The organism is Paenibacillus sp. J22R67 (assembly GCF_059692175.1).
Genome location: NZ_JCAUAX010000004.1, coordinates 596366 through 613482 on the forward strand (window position 1 = coordinate 596366; position 17117 = coordinate 613482).

9 protein-coding genes are annotated in these 17117 nt (G+C 46.9%); 5 read left to right on the plus strand and 4 right to left on the minus strand.

All coding sequences use genetic code 11. The features are described from left to right. A complete protein-coding gene (locus AC58VC_RS18945) occupies positions 1 to 534 on the plus strand; it encodes a TetR/AcrR family transcriptional regulator (protein ID WP_497370382.1) in 534 nt (177 codons plus the stop codon). A gap of 195 nt (positions 535 to 729) precedes the next feature. After that, entirely contained in the window at positions 730 to 1413 is a 684-nt protein-coding gene (locus tag AC58VC_RS18950; RefSeq protein WP_497370383.1) for a YjgB family protein, read from the plus strand. Between the two features lie 102 nt (positions 1414 to 1515). On the opposite strand, the gene AC58VC_RS18955 is transcribed toward AC58VC_RS18950, so the two are convergent. After that, positions 1516 to 2931: an S-layer homology domain-containing protein gene (locus AC58VC_RS18955; protein ID WP_497370384.1), complete on the minus strand. Its 1416-nt coding sequence runs from the start codon at positions 2929 to 2931 to the stop codon at positions 1516 to 1518. A 502-nt stretch (positions 2932 to 3433) separates the two neighbouring features. Between AC58VC_RS18955 and AC58VC_RS18960 the strand changes: the two genes are divergently transcribed. Both AC58VC_RS18960 and AC58VC_RS18965 read left to right on the plus strand, forming a co-directional pair. Then, positions 3434 to 6742, plus strand: coding sequence for a S8 family serine peptidase (locus AC58VC_RS18960; protein ID WP_497370385.1), 3309 nt, complete (start codon positions 3434 to 3436; stop codon positions 6740 to 6742). 45 nt (positions 6743 to 6787) lie between these two features. Beyond that, entirely contained in the window at positions 6788 to 11017 is a 4230-nt protein-coding gene (locus tag AC58VC_RS18965) for a S8 family serine peptidase (protein ID WP_497370386.1), read from the plus strand. A 376-nt stretch (positions 11018 to 11393) separates the two neighbouring features. On the opposite strand, the gene AC58VC_RS18970 is transcribed toward AC58VC_RS18965, so the two are convergent. The 3 genes from AC58VC_RS18970 to AC58VC_RS18980 form a co-directional block, all read right to left on the minus strand. After that, positions 11394 to 12251, minus strand: a complete 858-nt coding sequence (locus AC58VC_RS18970; RefSeq protein WP_497370388.1) for a carbohydrate ABC transporter permease — start codon at positions 12249 to 12251, stop codon at positions 11394 to 11396. Between the two features lie 19 nt (positions 12252 to 12270). Continuing rightward, entirely contained in the window at positions 12271 to 13158 is an 888-nt protein-coding gene (locus AC58VC_RS18975) for a carbohydrate ABC transporter permease (protein WP_497370389.1), read from the minus strand. 93 nt (positions 13159 to 13251) lie between these two features. Continuing rightward, complete coding sequence (locus AC58VC_RS18980) at positions 13252 to 14511, minus strand: sugar ABC transporter substrate-binding protein (protein ID WP_497370390.1); 1260 nt, start codon at positions 14509 to 14511, stop codon at positions 13252 to 13254. A gap of 421 nt (positions 14512 to 14932) precedes the next feature. Here AC58VC_RS18980 and bglX point away from each other — a divergent pair, with 421 nt between their 5' ends. Then, positions 14933 to 17095: a beta-glucosidase BglX gene (bglX, locus tag AC58VC_RS18985; RefSeq protein ID WP_497370391.1), complete on the plus strand. Its 2163-nt coding sequence runs from the start codon at positions 14933 to 14935 to the stop codon at positions 17093 to 17095. Positions 17096 to 17117 lie beyond the last annotated feature (22 nt).

Here is a 17117-nt window from a genome sequence, read left to right on the forward strand (position 1 = left end):
ATGGAAAATCGAAAAACACAAATTGTTAACCTGACTCTGGATTTGATTAGAGAAAAAGGGTTCGTTGCGATCAGTTATGATGATATCTCTAAACAACTGGGAATAACCAAGGCAAGTATTCATTATCACTTTGAAAAAAAGGAAGATTTAGCGATTGCCGTTGCAGATCGGATTCAGCTAAATTTGCAAAATGTATTCGTTTCCCTTGATAGCGCTCCCATCTCAGTGAAAGAGAAAATCATGAAATTCATTACTACACGAGTTGAACAGGGTGGTAACGGCATCTGTCCGATATCTTCCCTGCAAACAGATTACGAATCTCTGCCGGAAGTAGTTCGACAAAAAGTTCAAGAAATAAGCCAGTTAGAACTATCTGTTTTGATTGAAATCCTTAAAGGAGAATATGAGGAAGATCAAGCTGAATCTTTAGCATTTGCTATTCTTTCCTGTTTAAAAGGAGCTTTGCAGTACAAGCGTGTGCTGGGGAAAGATATACTCCCTCAGGTCATTTATCAAATAAATCGGTTAATATAAGAGCGAAAGGGGTTTTTACTTCTTTTGTCTACTTTTTAGTAGGTAAGTATATAGCGGCATTATGACTTGCCTATCGTTTACTCGCAAGATTATGGCTAGTTTTTAGCTGTGCAACATTTCCTATCCTCTTATCGTTTAGATATTGTTAAATTCGTTTAATATAGGTAAGTACTTAAAATTAAAGGAGAAAACACCATGAATAACTACTATAACAAAGTAAAAGTTTATCCGATGATCCTTGTGGGAATGCTTATGTTTACGGCATGTTCATCGACAGAAAAGCCCGCCACAAACACAGCAACTCCGTCAACTAGCTCTAGCGCCACATCAAGCCCGTTAGTTTCAGCTACACCTACTCCAGAAAGTCCTGTTTCTTCAACGCCCGAGCCAACTGCTAATCCTGTTGAAAATGTAAAACCATCACCATCTGCTGCAAACTCAAACACGGCATCCAAGCAAATTAAAGATATGCTTGAACTAGCAAAGTCAGGTAAGATCAATGGAATAACGTTTGCTGCAAAAACAAGCCTCATCGATGATGTTGAGAAATCGTGGGGGAAAGCAGATAAAAAAGAAGCGGCAGGCAGTGGTATTTACGCCACGTATGCGAAGAAAAATGCCGATTTTGGTTATAATAAGGGAAGCCAAATCTTCGATATTCGGTCCAGCGATCCGAAACTCAAGACAATAACTTTGAGCCAGATTGAGCAGGCGTTAGGGAAACCGACAGATACGAAGATGAATGGTGATGACACGATCTATATTTATAAAGCCTCAGACATTTTTCAGCTTAAATTTATTATTCCCAAATCAACCGGAAAAGTAGACCATATTTCTGTTTTTGACGAAAAGGATTCTGTTAATAATATGGCTAAATAAGCAAAGCAATCAAAGGGATGCCTGTCCACTTTGATTGCTTTTTTTTATTGCAAGAAAAGAGAGGCGATAAACTCGTCCTCTCTCTTCATTGGGGCATATATCTTATTTATTAGTCGTCAATTTATTGACAGCATCAACGGCATTTTTGGTAATTTGAGTTGCATCAACACGGCTAATTTCAGCTTTTGGATTGAATGTACCATCTGCATTTAATTCAACAATATCAAGAGCGATCGCTGTTTGAATAGCACCTGAATTTAAAATATCGATCTGGTCATTGTCTTTAATATCCACAGGAACTACTTTAATCATAGGCAGTTTACCGCTTGTTTGAAGCGTCTGAACGAGCAGATTCGTGAAAGATTCACGCGTCACTTTGGCGTTCGGGTCAATCTTGATGTTAATGTCTGCGCCAACGAGTCCAAGGGTTTCAGTAATCAGTTTTGCGCCTTCCGTTGCCGAAATGGATGCACCTGGATCTGAATGTACTTGGTGAGATTTCAAATAATCAACAACGTTATTTGCGATTTGAGTTGCATCAGCGCGCGTAATCTCAGCTTTCGGATCGAACTTACCATCTGCATTTAATTGAACGGCACCAATGGCAATCGCTGTTTGAATAGCACCTGTATTTAAGATGTCGATCTGGTCATTATCTTTAATATCCACAGGAACTACTTTAATCATAGGCAGTTTACCGCTTGTTTGAAGCGTTTGAACGAGCAGATTTGTGAATGACTCACGCGTCACTTTGGCGTTCGGGTCAATTTTGATTTTAATGTCTGTATCAACGAGCCCAAGAGTCTCAGTGATCAGTTTCACACTGTCTGTTGCAGTAAGGACTTCAGTCGGAGCCGATGGTGCTTGGTGAGCTTTTAAGTATTCAATGGCGTTGAAAATTTCTTCTGCAGCATCAGCACGAGTGATTTCAGCTTTTGGATTCAATTTGCCATCTGCACCTAGTTTGATCACGCCGTAGTTAATTGCACGTTGGATTGAGCCTGAATATTCAACATTAATTTGGTCGTTGTCGCTAATATCAACAACAACTGGATTAATCAGAGGCAGCTTGCCAAATGTTTCAATAGCGCGAATAAGCTGATGCGTGAACTGTTCGCGAGTCAAAGTTGCATTCGGATCTAAATCTTTTGGAAGCTCAACATTGTTGACGGCAGCAGTGATAAGCGCATTGGCATACCAAGAATCATTATTTGCTTTTACAAAATAATCAGTTGCTTTTGGCTCTTTCACGAATTTCACCAAATCTAAATTGAGCTTGAATGCATTTACGAGCAGTTGAACGCCTTGCGCTTCTGACATTGCTGCTTGAGGAGCAAACAACTCCGTCGTGATTCCAGATACAATGCCACTTTGTTGCAGGGCAATAATTTTGTCCTTTGCTGCCACTTTATCCAAATCCGTAAAGCTTGACGCAGCTGCGAAGCTTTGTCCTACAAGAGTTAAAGAAAATACAGCAGTTGCTGCTGATAGAGTTATCATTTTGAGTACTTTTTTCATAAGGTTCACCTCATATAGTTTGTTTGTTTCTCTTACAAGATCATAAACGGATGACTGAAAGAAAAGGTTGCATCCTTTTTAAAATTATTTAGATAATTCTTATTTTATAGAATCATGGCCATGTTGCGTTGGTATTTTTGCACAAAAGCTCGAAAAATTATAAGGAATTAAACCTATTGACTCTTCAGTTTGAGCAACTATATAATAATCTCAGAATTTGGAAGAGATGTGTTAGGTTTAATAACATATTTTCCAGTTCGCTCATCCAACCGTCCATGGCGTGTAGACAAGGCTCAAAGGCCGATCATATGACCGTAGGTATGGTGGAAGAACACAGGAAGAAAGGGGGCGTATCAGGTAAAATATCTAGATCGTTTCTTTTAGGCTGCGTGAGAGAAGTGTGAAATTAAGGATGTGCTACTTACTTACTAGTAGATCGGTATTATTTTTAAAGCGCTTTCATTTTGGCATTTAACTAAATACGTGAAGGAAGTGACAAGACTTGACCAGGAAAAGTAAGAACATGGCTTCCGCTCTTCTTTCATCGATGCTGCTATTTGGAGTTGTGACGCCATCTTTAGCCATGCAACCCCAGCAAAACGATCCGATTAGAAAAAGTCAATGGACGGAAGGACAAGTACCCCTTGACCCAACGATTTCCGTTGATTCGCACATGAATACCTCGCTGCAGGCTTCCGCCCTACAGCCCGCATTCGCAAGCTCACTAGCTGACAAGCAGGAGTATGCCGCCGATCGCGTCATCGTCAAGTACCGATCGGAACCGGCTTCTGCGTTTGCAGAAACACTGTCCAATCAAGTAATAGGCACCAGCCCGCTAACGGTTCCCAATACGAAACTGCTGAAGCTTGCGGCTGGAGTCGATGTTCCTGGCGTTATTCAAGAACTTCTCAAGGACCCGAACGTGCTCTATGCGGAACCCGACTACAAGGTTTCCACCGCATTGAATCCACAAACGTTCCGTCCGGCCCAGCAGACGAGCAGCGCTGCAGCTTCGGCTGCGGACACGGGTGACGATTCGCCACCATTGCCGAATGACCCGCTTTTTCATGAGCAGTGGGCTCTGCACAACACCGGTCAAGAACTGAATGGTGGTGTGGTGCCTGGGGGCACGCCTGATATAGACATGGATCTGCCGGAAGCCTGGCAGATAACCAAGGGCAGTAAAGACGTGACCGTCGCAGTTATCGGCACGGGAGTGAAAACGGACGTCCCCGACTTGGTCGGCCAAATTTGGACGAACGAGAAGGAAATCCCGGATAACGACATCGACGATGATGGCAATGGACTTGTCGATGATGTGAACGGGTGGGATTTCGCGCACGGTGACAACACCTTGTTCGATACGATCGACGGACTCAACGATGTATATGGCACGACGGTTGCCGGTCAAATTGCAGCCAAAATGAACAATGACGAAGGCATTGCTGGCGTTGCGCCTAATGTTAAAGTCATGCCGATCAAGGTAGCTTCCGAAGGAGGCGGATACTTCACAGATGTTGTGAATGGCATCCACTATGCCGAAGCGAACGGCGCCAAGATAGCCACACTCGGGATCGTGTATACCTACAGAAGCAAGATAATTGAAGACGCTATTAACGCATCTGGCATGTTATTTGTGGCTCCGGCTGGTGAAACCGCAGGAGATGTTTTGAATGCAGATGTTAGACCTGTATACCCAGCTGCATACCCAAGTTCAAACATGCTGTCGGTCACAGGCGTTAATGTTCTCGGGAATCTGTCTCTGGGCGCTGCGCGTGGACAAGCCTCCGTCGATGTGGCTGCACCATCCGAACTCATTATTTCGACGTCGCCTGACGTGAATGCCGGTTATGCAGCTCAGATCGATAACGGCGTCTATAAAGCGTATTACAACGGCATCGGATTTGAAGAAATTCCGATCGATACACCGGAAACTGCGGGTCAGCGACAAGATATGTTTAATCGCGCCATGGACTATCTCAAGCCGGTTGCCGGAGTCGAACCGAAGATCCTACTCGTGAACGACAGCCGCCGTAGCGGTGGAGAAATGGGTCCCATGTACGAAAGTGATCCTTTTGCCGTATATAAAGGGCTGCTTGAGACGGCCGGTTATACTTACGAAACTTTTGAAACAGCGGATGAGACCTTTGATGGCCCGCCAATTGAGCAGCTGAAGACGTACAATGTCGTCGTTTGGTTCTCGGGCACGGCTATGGCTGTGAACGACAGTAAGCTGTTAACGGATGTCGATCAAGCCAACTTGACTCGTTATCTCACAGATGGCGGTCATTTGATGCTAACAGGCCAAGATTTAATTGACCAAAGTCTAAATTCTAAGTTCGTACTTGACGTCCTAGGAATTAAGCTCGTCAAGGAAGGCGGGTACATATTCAAAGGTTGGGGAGTTCCTGACACCATTTATGACAATCAAACTTATCGATTAATGGATTTCTCGCTGTTTTACGACACTGTCATCAGCAATAAACCCGAGATGACCAAAGTCAATCTGAAGAACAGCAACGGTAATTACTCCTACTCTCAAGGAACGCTGTACGCCGCTGCCTATACCGCTGGTGTAGCTGCGCTCGTACAAAGTCAGAACCCAGCTATGGGTGCATTAGATATCAAGCAGCGCGTCGTGAACAGCGGCAAAACGCTCAGTGATCTAAAAGGGAATACGGTGAGCGGTAAACTAATAAGCGCTTATCGCGCACTATGGAATAAGGACATCCCTGGTATGTCGTTGCTAGATTCATCTGTTAACGGCAGGCTCGATCAGGTGAACGATCCGAATCATGTTTATTCGGTTGAGCTGAATGCCGGAGAAGAAGCAACATTCTCTCTTACTGGCGCAGCGGAAACAGATTTCGATCTCATTTTATACGATTCTTCTGCTAAAACAGTACAAAGCAAGGAAGGCGCGGTCGCATTTTCCGAAACCGCAGGCAAGTCTGCCGAATCCATAACGTACCGAGCCACTACGGCAGGCACCTATTACATCAATGTCTACGCGGTAGCAGGTGCAGGTAATTATACCTTGAACGTGCAGAACAGTAATGCGTCAGGATCGATCGAAGACGAAGACCCTTCGCTTAGTTACGACGGAAACTGGACATCGCTTACGAGCCCATCCTACTCCAAAGGAACTATTCAGCAGCTTACGGGGGACGGTTATGTCCAATTCGGTTTTAGAGGCAACATGTTTGAATGGATCGGCACGAAGAACGACATGCAAGGTATTGGAGAAGTTTGGATTGACGGAATCATTGTAGGTTATACCGATTTGTACAGCAAGACGCCTCAGTCGAAGCAGTCGCTGTATAAAACTGTACTGCCTAATGGGCATCACGATGTTCTCATTCGATCCTCAGGAGGCGGAGAGCAAAAGAAGAGTAGTAACGTGGATACCTTCATTTTATCAGGGTTAATCTCACCGACTCATGCAGCGGCCAATTACGTAGGACCTTGGGCGAGCCGGTACGGTGCTAATTATCCTGACGGTGTGCAGACTTACACGACGACGCCAGACAGCTCTGCCGAATTCACGTTCACGGGCACAAAGGTCACACTGTGGTCCACGACAGGCAACAACCGCGGAAAAGTAACTATTTATATCGACGGTGCATCGGTGACGCCGGTCCCAATTGATTTGTACAGCGAGAGTTTACGTTATCGGGTGCCTGTTTTTATGTCAGGCGAGTTATCAAATAGTGTGCACAAAATCAAGATCGTGCATGCAGGAGAAGCCAATGCCAAGTCGAGCAATAGCATTGTTACGATCGACGGTTTGGATGTCCTGAACTTACGCTAGCCTGCGAGGAAGCTTATAATCTGATCCGAAATGGGGTACCTGAACGTGAAACGATCACTACTCAATAAATCGCTGTCGCTCGCGATGATCTCGGTGCTGGCTGGGAGTCTCGTCACGACGAGCTTGCCTACCGCACATGCCGCTCCGCGAGACAAGACGACCTTCATAACCAAGGAAGGTTTGCAATCAATCACCCGTCTGTTGAAGGAAGCTGGGTCAGACGTTGGAGTAAATAGGGCTCCGGAACAGGCACATGTTGCCGAAGACATTAATACGACTTCCACGGAAGAGATCAAAGTTATCGTCCAACTGAGTGGCCAGCCGTCAGCCGTCGGGCAGTATGCTGCCAAGCTTGGCTACAAGACATTGGCCGCACAAGCAAGCGAGATTACTGTGCAATCCGAGCAAGATGCGTTCGTAAGCAGCGCGCAGAGGAGCAGCATTACATTCACGATTGACCGCCGGTTCAACACCGTCCTGAATGGGATGGAGATCACTATTCGCGCGGACCAGATCCCGCAGCTGGCCAAGCTTCCTGGCGTGAAGTCCATTCATAAAAACGTGATGTATTATCCGATTGAAGAGCACGACAGCTACTTAGCTGCGGATGGAACACCTAATTTCGATACGGTTCCGCTCGAACAAATCGGTGTCCTGAAGGCATGGGAACGCGGGTTAACAGGCGAAGGCCTGAAAGTTGGTGTCATTGATACCGGTGTAGATTACTTGCATCCTGATCTCGCTAGTGCTTATGAAGAAGGCGGGTATGATGCCATCAATTTAGATGACGATCCGTACGAGGATTTGCCGGTAAATGACTATGAGGGTTCTCACCACGGTACGCATGTCTCCGGAACCATCGTCGGTAGGGCTTCAAATCCAACATCGGATCGTGTGCAGAAGGGTGTAGCCTACAAGGCAAAGTTGTATGCCTACAAAGTGCTCGGGCCTGAAGGCGGTACCTCCGCTCAAGTCATTGACGGAATCGAGCATGCTGTCGAGGACAAGATGGATGTCATCAACCTTTCCCTGGGGAGCGATTTGGAAAAGGACCCAGACTCGCCAGATGCAATCGCGGTGAATAATGCCGTCTTGGCAGGTGTCGTGGCTGTTGTGGCCAACGGCAATGCCGGTACTGGAGCCCATTACTATTATTCCATGGGATCACCGGCATCTTCTCAATTGGCGATCTCCGTGGGTGCAGCGACCAGCGACGGCAGTCGTGTAACGGGATCTGTCTATAGCGCAGTTAGCTCGGCTGTCTATGGCGACCCCACATCACCTGGCTATGATGCTAATATGAGCTTGATGAGCTGGACAACAGGTCAAGAAAAGTTCAATGAGATGTTCGGAGCTGGTCCGATTCAAGGCGTGTATGTCGGTCTTGGGGCAGATTCCAATTATGATGACCTTAGCCCTGACTTCTTGGCTGATAAAATCGTCTTCATCTCCCGTGGGCTTCTCACTTTCGACGAGAAAGTGAAGCTAGCGGCCAAGCATGGTGCGAAGGCTGCAGTCATTTTCAATGGCAACAGCAAGGAGACAATGGCAGGTTATGAGCCGGACTTGTCCGAGGTAATACCTTCTCGCGATGGCCCGGTCGGACCTGTTGGTTTCCTCGGCGACGGCTATGACTTTGTTCCGACATTCGATATGCCGGGTAAGATGGGACGTGCAATAGCTCGTGAGCTGATGGCCCATCCGGATCAAATATTGAAATTCACGATAAAGAACGACTTTGATACTTACTTCGTTGCTGGAGACCGCATGGCGGATTTCAGCTCCAGAGGACCTAATTCCGATGGTAATTATGGCATTAAGCCGGATTTAAGCGCCCCCGGGGTTCAAATCTTCTCGTCGGTGCCTGCTTACGGCAAAGTGAATCCTGACGCCAACTATGACAGAGCCTATGCGAGACTGAGCGGCACGAGCATGGCGGCGCCTCATGTGGCGGGACTTGCCCTTCTGCTCAAGCAAGCGCATCCGGAGTGGACACCGTTCGACATCCGTGCAGCGCTGGCTAATACGGCGGACGAAATCAGCAATGAAGACGGAACGCTGTATGATGTATATTCGCAAGGCGCAGGACGTGTTGACGTCATGAGCGCGATCGATACACCAGCCATCATCGAATCTATGGATGAGATTACGATTTATGATAATGAGATGAATCCGACGGTTATACCGAGTGAAGCGAGCAGCGTGAGCTTTGGTAAGTTGCTTCCTGGGGCCGAAGAGGTGAAGAAGCCGCTTCGTGTGAAAAACATGTCGGATGCTCCAGTTACGTATAAAGCGCAAGTTGTGATGCATCCGTCGGTCACATCTGAACCGAATCATCCGATTCCTACGCCGGACTCCAGCGCAATTATGATGGGGCTCGAAGGACTCGTAGCTAACAAAATCACAGTGGCTGCGGGCGGTCAATTGGATTTCAAGCTCACCGGGAAGGCGATTCCGAATGCGCCTGTAGGCGTGTACGAGGGTGAGGTCCTGCTGGAGAGTGAGGGAATACCTTCCCTTCATCTGCCGTTCGTCATTCATGTAGGCGACCAGTCTGATGGCAACGAATTCATGATTCAGAACATGAAGCTTAGCAGCGCAACGGTGTCCAAAGGCGCACCTATCGACATTACGGCAATGCTTCCAACGAAAGAAGTCAATCATCTATATGCCGCGCTTTACGATATGAATAATGAAATGGTAGGCACAGTCGCCGAGGTTTTTGATCAAGACAAAGAGAAGGACGTCTTGAAGCCGCTTCCGACCCATATCATTATTCCGGAATTCGACGGTTCCTATGCCATTGGTATTGATGAGTTTACCAGCAACAAGGTGACTGCGTATCTGCCGGAGGGTCGTTACAAAATGGTTCTCATCGGATCCGTCTATAACGAGAACTATGAGCTTGTAGACCAAACAGCAACATTCAAAACATTCAACATGAACAGTGATTCCGAAGTAAATGTACCTAACCCGCCGACGCCAAATGAACCGAATGACCCGTATAATCCGCCGATTTCCGGTCCAGGTCCTGTAAAGCCAAGCGGAGCGGCGTACAATAAGGAAGTAGCTGCATCGGTGCTATCAAACGGGCAAACCAGTGTTTCAATCGCGTCGCTCACGAGTTTGGTAGGCACGCAATTGTCTGTATCTGTTGCAGATGCGGAATTGCAAAAAGCACTGGATCAAGCAAACCAAACCTCAATTGCATTAACTATTGGAGCAGCATCCGATAATGCCAATGCCGCTCAGTTGAAATTAACAGCTATGCAAGTGAAGATGTTGAAGGAAGCTGGGCTCAAGGGGACGATTGTCTTCAACTGGAACGAGGCTTCTATTGCTTTACCGCTCTCTGCTTTAGAACAATTGCCTGAGGGCGCGGACATCGTGATCACAATTAAGAAGGACGAAGGCAGCAAATCCGAATTCACGAAGCAAGCGAAAGATGCTTCTATTCTTGGAACTCCTTATGTCTTCGAGGCGAGCAGCTTGAAGCTCGGCGTTGCCGAACCTCTTAAGTTGAAGGCCGATCAAGTTGTCACAAGATCTTTTCTGATTGAGAAAGGTATGGATGCAAGCACGGCGGGTGCGTTATACCTCGAGAACGGCAATGTTTATCCTGTTCCTGCCAAAATCTCGTCTGCAAGCGACGGAGCATCCATTGTAACGATACGTCGTCCGGGCTTCTCGACGTATGCAGCAGCAGTAAGGAAGGTGACGTTCACCGATATCGATACATCCTGGGCGCGCGACAAAATTCAATCGCTTGCGGACAAGTTCCTGTTGAACGGCACGTCCGATCATACTTATTCACCAAAGGTCAACGTGACGCGTGCGCAGTTCGCATCGATGCTCGTCAGGGCGCTCGGTTTGCAAGGGCAAACGGAAGCTAGTCCCTTCAGCGATGTGACAAGCAGTGACTGGTTCACTAACGACGTGACGACAGCGTACAAGGCAGGACTTGTCACAGGCGTTGATGAGAGTCAGTTCAAGCCGAATGAGACCATTACCCGCCAAGATTTGACGGTGATGCTCGCGAGAGCGATTAAGCTCATCGGCTTGCAGGGTCCTAAACAATCCGGCAATCATGCCTATGTCGATGCTTCGCAGTTTAGCAGCTATGCGAATGAGAGCATCCAAATGGTGACGGATCTCGGATTGATGGAGGGCTTCGAGTCAGAAGGCAAGCTCTATTTCGGGCCATCCGATGCCACGACGCGTGAAGCTGCGGCTAAAGTGCTTCAAATTCTGCTTCAAGCGTCCGGGCGGATGTAATTTTACCCGTCCCGTCCGCGTAACTACAAAGGAACTGCCGAGAATTGCTCGGCGGTTCCTTTTTTTATTGGGAAGGAACGATCCATTGAGCCGCCTTTGGGCAAAAGTGGATTTATTGAGAGAAATAGCTGGAGTAATCGGCGTTAATTTTAAAGTCATCTGAAATGAACAGATAAGCAGAAAAATAGTCACTTAAAATTCGGCGAGAGGGGTGAGGGGGGAGGAGAGGTGGGGGATAGGGGAGAGGTGGGTGAGAGCTGAGAGGGAAATAGGGAGTTGTGAGGAGGAGTCAGGCTAAGCGAGATTAGCTACTTGGATATAAAAAAACTGGAAAGCCGCAGACGAGGCTCTCCAGTTTTTTTATTGAAAATAAATCTTACTTCATGCCTGAAGTCGTGTAATTCTCAATAATGTGTCTTTGGAAAATGATGAAGATAATAATGATCGGAGCGACCATCAGGGTAGCACCGGCCATCTGCAAAGCAAAGTTTTGGTTGGACTGGCTCTTAAGCAGGGAGAGGCCAACGGATAAGGTGTATAGCTTCTCATCGTTAGCGATAATCAGGGGCCAGAGGAAGCTGTTCCAGCCTGCGATGAATGTCAGGATACCCTGAACGGACAGAATCGGCTTCGAGATCGGCAGCACAATTTGCAGGAAGGTACGGAATTCACCTGCACCTTCCATGCGGCCGGCTTCAAGCAATTCGTCCGGTATGGTGACCATGAACTGTCGGAACAAGAAGATACCGAATGCACCAACAAGACCTGGCAAGACAATGCCGATCATGGTGTTAGTCAGATGCATGGCGTTAAGGATGAGATAAACCGGAATCATGGTTACCTGTCCAGGGATCATCATGGTCGCAAGCACGATGTAGAATAGCGCTTTGCTCCCTTTGAAATTATATTTGGCAAATCCAAAGCCCGCCATTGCGTTTAGAAACATACCGACAAAGGAGAAAACGACGATACTGAGTGTATTCCCCAGATAAACACCGAAGTTCATGCTAATGAACAGCTTTTTCACATTAGCAAGTGTAAAAGCGTTCGGCCACAGTGTTGGCGGGATGCTCAGCACTTCGCTCTCCGATTTGAAGGTAGACAAAACCATCCAAATAAATGGCAACAGCATCATGAGTCCGAACAGAGTCAGGACAATACCGGCCAACCACTGTAGCAGCCGATCGTTTGATCCCGAGCCTACGGTTTGGTTTGAAGCAGATTTTGCAGACATGATTATGCCCCCTTTCTCATTAAAGATCCGTATCCTTGTTCTGGAAGCGGAATTGTATCAATGTCACGATGATGATGGAGAAGAACAGAATGAACGATCCAGCTGCTGCATAACCGAAGTGACTTAGCTGGAAACCATTGCGATATATGAACAGGGCAACGGATGTCGTGCTGTCCAAGGGACCGCCTTGGGTCATAATGAAAGGCTCCTCGAAAAACTGCAGCCAACCAATCATCGTTGTGATCGAGACGAAAAAGATGGCGAAACGCAGCATCGGGATCGTAATGTACCACATTTGCTGCAAACGGGTCGCCCCGTCTAGCTCCGCTGCTTCATAATTGGATTTCGGAATCCCTTGCAGACCGGCAATGAAAATAATCATATTGAGGCCAATGGCTCTCCACAACGCTAGTAATATCAGCGATATTTTCGCAACGATAGGGTGTGTCAACCAAGGAACAGGTCCAAGGTGAACCAATTTGAGTAAATAATTTAATAATCCGAATGCCGGATTGTATAAGTAGAACCATACGACAGCGACGGCAACAACGTTGGTCACGGAAGGAAGGTAATAGACGACTCGGAACGCTTTGAAAATACGGGATGTTCCGAAATTGATAAGTACTGCGACGCCAAGTGAACAGAGGATAACCAGTGGAACCCCGATCACAACGTAAAACAACGTATTGAAGATCGCTTTGATAAAAATCGAGTCGGAAAGTACGTCCTTGTAGTTTTGCAGGCCAATGAATTTGATATTTGAATAATCGGCTAACCCGGCTAAGTCCATGTTCGTGAAGCTAATCACCAAGGCGATCAGGATCGGTATCACAGAGAACAGGGTTAATAAAATCAATGTTGGAGCAATAAAGAAATAGGGCGCTCTTTTGGCGGCAGATCCCTTCATGACAAATCCTCTCCTTTCCGAGGGATGAAGTGCTTGTAGCATTGAACAGCTAACCAGCATAAGCCGGCTAGCTGTTTAGTAGACATATGGTTATTATTTGGAAAGGATGGATTCGGATTTTTTGTTGAAAGCATCCAATTCAGTTTGAACGTTGGCACCACCACGATAAATATTTTCAAAAGTTTTCAGCACGTTTTGAGCGATTTCTTCCCATGATTTGATCAGTGGCATCGGCTCGGAAGCGTTCATTTGTTCCCCGATTACTTTGTAATTCGCATCGTTCGTTAGAGCAGGATCTTCCCAAGCTTTCTTCGTTGCAGGCAATGTATTAGTCAGCTTCAGCCACTCGAGCTGTGTTTCTGGTTTGCTCATATAAGCCAAGAACTTGAGTGCTTCGTCTTTATGCTCTGTGTATTGGAAGACGGATAGATCCGAGCCCCCTAAGGAAGAGGTGTTGTTTAGTTTCTTAGGCAGAACGGCAGTAGCCCATTTGTCTTTGATATCAGGAGCTTGGTCGTTAATCAGCTTGATCATCCAAGGTCCGCTGATGAACATTGGCGCAATCCCTTTTTGGAAGGCTGGTACGATGTCCATGCCAAGGTCTTTCGGCGCAGAGCCATTTGTGAAGAAGCTGTTCAAGTAATCAACCGCGCCTACGAATTCAGGTTGGTTGAAAAGCGGTTTGTTACCGTCAAGCAGCTTGGAACCATTTTGACGTGCGAACATGAATGCTAGGGATTGCTCTTTTGCATCAATGCTAATTCCGTAGTTGCCGTTACCGCGTGCAGCTAATTTCTTAGCAGCGTCGGACAGCTCGTCCCAAGTTTTCGGAGCTTCGTTAAAGCCTACGGATTTTAATAGATCAGTACGATAGTAAAGAACACGAGTATCGATATACCAAGGAACACCAACGACGGTTTCACCTTGTTTGGTTGTGTTGACCGCTCCTGGATAGAAGTTGGCTTCTGCGAATTCAGGATATTTGCTCAGTTCCGGTTTCAAATCCATCAAGGCTTTGGCAGATGCGAATTCCGGAATCCAGGTCGTACCCATTTGAAGAACATCCGGTCCTTTCTTGGATGCAACAGCAGTGAGCAGCTTGTCATGTGCCGTATCCCAAGGCAGGGCTTGTACATTGATTTTGATATTTGGATTGTCTTGCATGAATTTTTCTGCGATTTTCGGGAGCGATTTCGCCTCTTCGCCCATTCCCCATACATTTAGTGTTACTTGCGAACCGCCTGTTGCTGGACTTCCAGAGCTTTGCGGTGTGTTGCTCTTAGAACCACATCCTGTAAGAACTCCCGCTACCAACAAGGTGCCGGCCAATACTGTTGTGATTTGTTTGCGCATTTCCTTTTCCTCCCAGTTGTTGTTCATTTGTTTAATAGGGTGCACGGTTATTCAAGAAAATATTAGTTCTATACATACATTTTTTAACCGCATATTTTCAGGAATAAAATCGGAATCCCTACTAAATAATAGAAATACGATACGCTATACTATTAATCTGTGAAACGTTTCGATTTACTATAAAAAATAATATAAATTCTCTCTATTGGTCAATAGAAACGTTTCGATGTCATTATAAAACAACTTGATATCGTTTTCAACTAGTTATTTTTAAACAATAAAAACGTTTATAATACTGAAATTAGCTTATTTCAACAGGTTGACGTCATTTTTCATAGTGTTTATAATATGAATCGAAACGTTTCGATCTATCCTTTATCCAGATTGAAATCAAATGAATGAGGCCAAAGGAGGCATCGTGATGACGGATCAACAATTGAATGCTCTGCTTAAGGAGCTCACTTTGGAAGAAAAAATATCCCAACTATTGCAGTTGGCCGCTCCTTTCTTCGATGGATCGGGGACCGAGGGGCAGATTACTGGCCCAATGGCGTCCATGGGTATCAACGATGACATTGTAAAAAATACGGGCTCCGTGCTGGGGTTGTCGGGTGCAATAGAAACGATTGGCGTCCAAGAAGCTCATATGAAAAAGAACCGTCTGGGAATTCCGCTGCTCGTCATGGCGGATATTATCCACGGCTATAAAACGATATTCCCTGTGCCGCTGGCAATCAGCTGCTCCTGGGATTTGGAAGCGGCCGAACGAAGCGCGGAAATCGCTGCGGCGGAAGCATCTGCTGCCGGCGTACATGTTACTTTCTCACCAATGGTTGATTTGGTTCGTGATCCTCGCTGGGGACGCGTTATGGAAACGACAGGAGAAGATCCTTACCTGAACGGAGAGTTTGCTAGGGCTTTTGTCCGCGGGTATCAGGGGAAAGATTTGAAGAACGATCTTACGCGTCTTGCTGCTTGCGTGAAGCATTTCGCAGCCTATGGGGCGGGCGAAGGCGGCCGCGACTACAATACAGTCGACATGTCGGAGCGTCAACTGCGGGAATATTACCTGCCAGCTTATAAAGCAGCGCTGGATGAGGGTGCTGAGCTAGTGATGACAGCGTTCAACACGGTAGATGGTATTCCAGCAGCAGGCAACAAGCGGTTAATGCGCGATTTGCTCCGCAAAGAATGGGGTTTTGACGGTGTTGTTATCTCTGATTGGGGCGCCGTGAAGGAAATGATCCCGCATGGCGTGGCTGCCGACGAAGCTGAAGCAGCCTGCAAAAGTCTGCTCGCGGGTGTCGATATTGAAATGATGACCACCTGTTACGAGAATCATTTGAAGCAGCTTGTGGAACGCGGGGACGTAGATGAAGTTTTGATCGACGAAGCTGTTCTTCGAATTCTAGAGCTGAAACAGAAGCTGGGATTGTTCGATAATCCGTATCGTGGTGCAGATGTCAACCGCGAACGTGAGATTGTCATGAGTGCAGAACATCGTCAAGCCGCGCGTGATTTGGCTGTGAAGTCCTGCGTCCTCTTGAAAAACGAATCCGTGCTCCCGCTTAAGAAGGAACAAAACATAGCGTTAATCGGCCCGTTTGCTCAAAATGGAGATATCCTTGGTCCATGGTCGTGGTTGGGTTCAAAAGATGATGCCGTGCAACTGTATGATGGCTTGAAAGCAAAAACGTCCCACATCGTTACGGCTCAAGGCAGTGATATTGAGAGCATGACCGAAAAGCAGCTTGAGGAAGCATTAAGCGCGGCGCGCGAAGCTGATGTCATCGTGCTAGCCCTCGGCGAGCACTCGGATATGAGCGGAGAAGCAGGCAGTCGAGCTAATATTCGCCTGCCCGATGCTCAGCTCCAGCTGACTGCTAAGCTGAAAAGCCTCGGCAAGCCAATGGTAGCGGTACTATTCAATGGCCGCCCGCTAGATCTTCACGGCGTGTACGATGCAGCGGATGCTGTGCTGGAAGCATGGTACCCGGGAACCGAAGGCGGTGCCGCGGTCGCGGACCTTCTGTACGGGGATAGCAATCCATCGGGAAGATTGACCATGTCGTTCCCATTTGCCGTTGGACAAGTTCCCGTCTATTACAATAACTTCAATACAGGACGCCCACAGGGAGCTCCTGATGCTCAGGTGCGTTATGTTTCTCAGTACTTAGACATTCCAAACGCACCGCTTTATCCTTTTGGTTACGGCTTGAGTTATACGACGTTCGCTTACAGCGACGCTTCGATTTCATCAGATGTGATGGCTTTCGATCAAACGCTTAAGGTGACGGTGACCGTTCAAAACACGGGTAAAGTCGCTGGAGAAGAAGTTGTTCAGCTGTATGTGCGTGATGTGGCTGGCGAAGTAGTTCGTCCGTTAAAAGAGTTGAAAGGTTTCCGCAAAATCAAGCTTCAACCGGGTGAGGTTCAGGAAGTCACTTTCTTATTGACGGAGGAGCAGCTTCGTTACCATCATTCCGACTTGTCCTTGACAAGCGATGCAGGGGAGTTTGCTGTTTTCGTTGGCCCTAATAGCAGGGATGTTTTGCAGGCACTTTCATTTAAATTGATTAAGTAAAAAGTAAGCATGAGGAAAGCGA

Excerpts from the sequence above, each read along its gene's own strand:
- AC58VC_RS18945 (WP_497370382.1), top strand. The coding sequence starts at position 1 with ATGGAAAATCGAAAAACACAAATTGTTAACCTGACTCTGGATTTGATT.
- AC58VC_RS18950 (WP_497370383.1), top strand. The coding sequence starts at position 730 with ATGAATAACTACTATAACAAAGTAAAAGTTTATCCGATGATCCTTGTG.
- AC58VC_RS18955 (WP_497370384.1), bottom strand. The coding sequence starts at position 2,931 with ATGAAAAAAGTACTCAAAATGATAACTCTATCAGCAGCAACTGCTGTA.
- AC58VC_RS18970 (WP_497370388.1), bottom strand. The coding sequence starts at position 12,251 with ATGTCTGCAAAATCTGCTTCAAACCAAACCGTAGGCTCGGGATCAAAC.
- AC58VC_RS18975 (WP_497370389.1), bottom strand. The coding sequence starts at position 13,158 with ATGAAGGGATCTGCCGCCAAAAGAGCGCCCTATTTCTTTATTGCTCCA.
- AC58VC_RS18980 (WP_497370390.1), bottom strand. The coding sequence starts at position 14,511 with ATGCGCAAACAAATCACAACAGTATTGGCCGGCACCTTGTTGGTAGCG.
- bglX (WP_497370391.1), top strand. The coding sequence starts at position 14,933 with ATGACGGATCAACAATTGAATGCTCTGCTTAAGGAGCTCACTTTGGAA.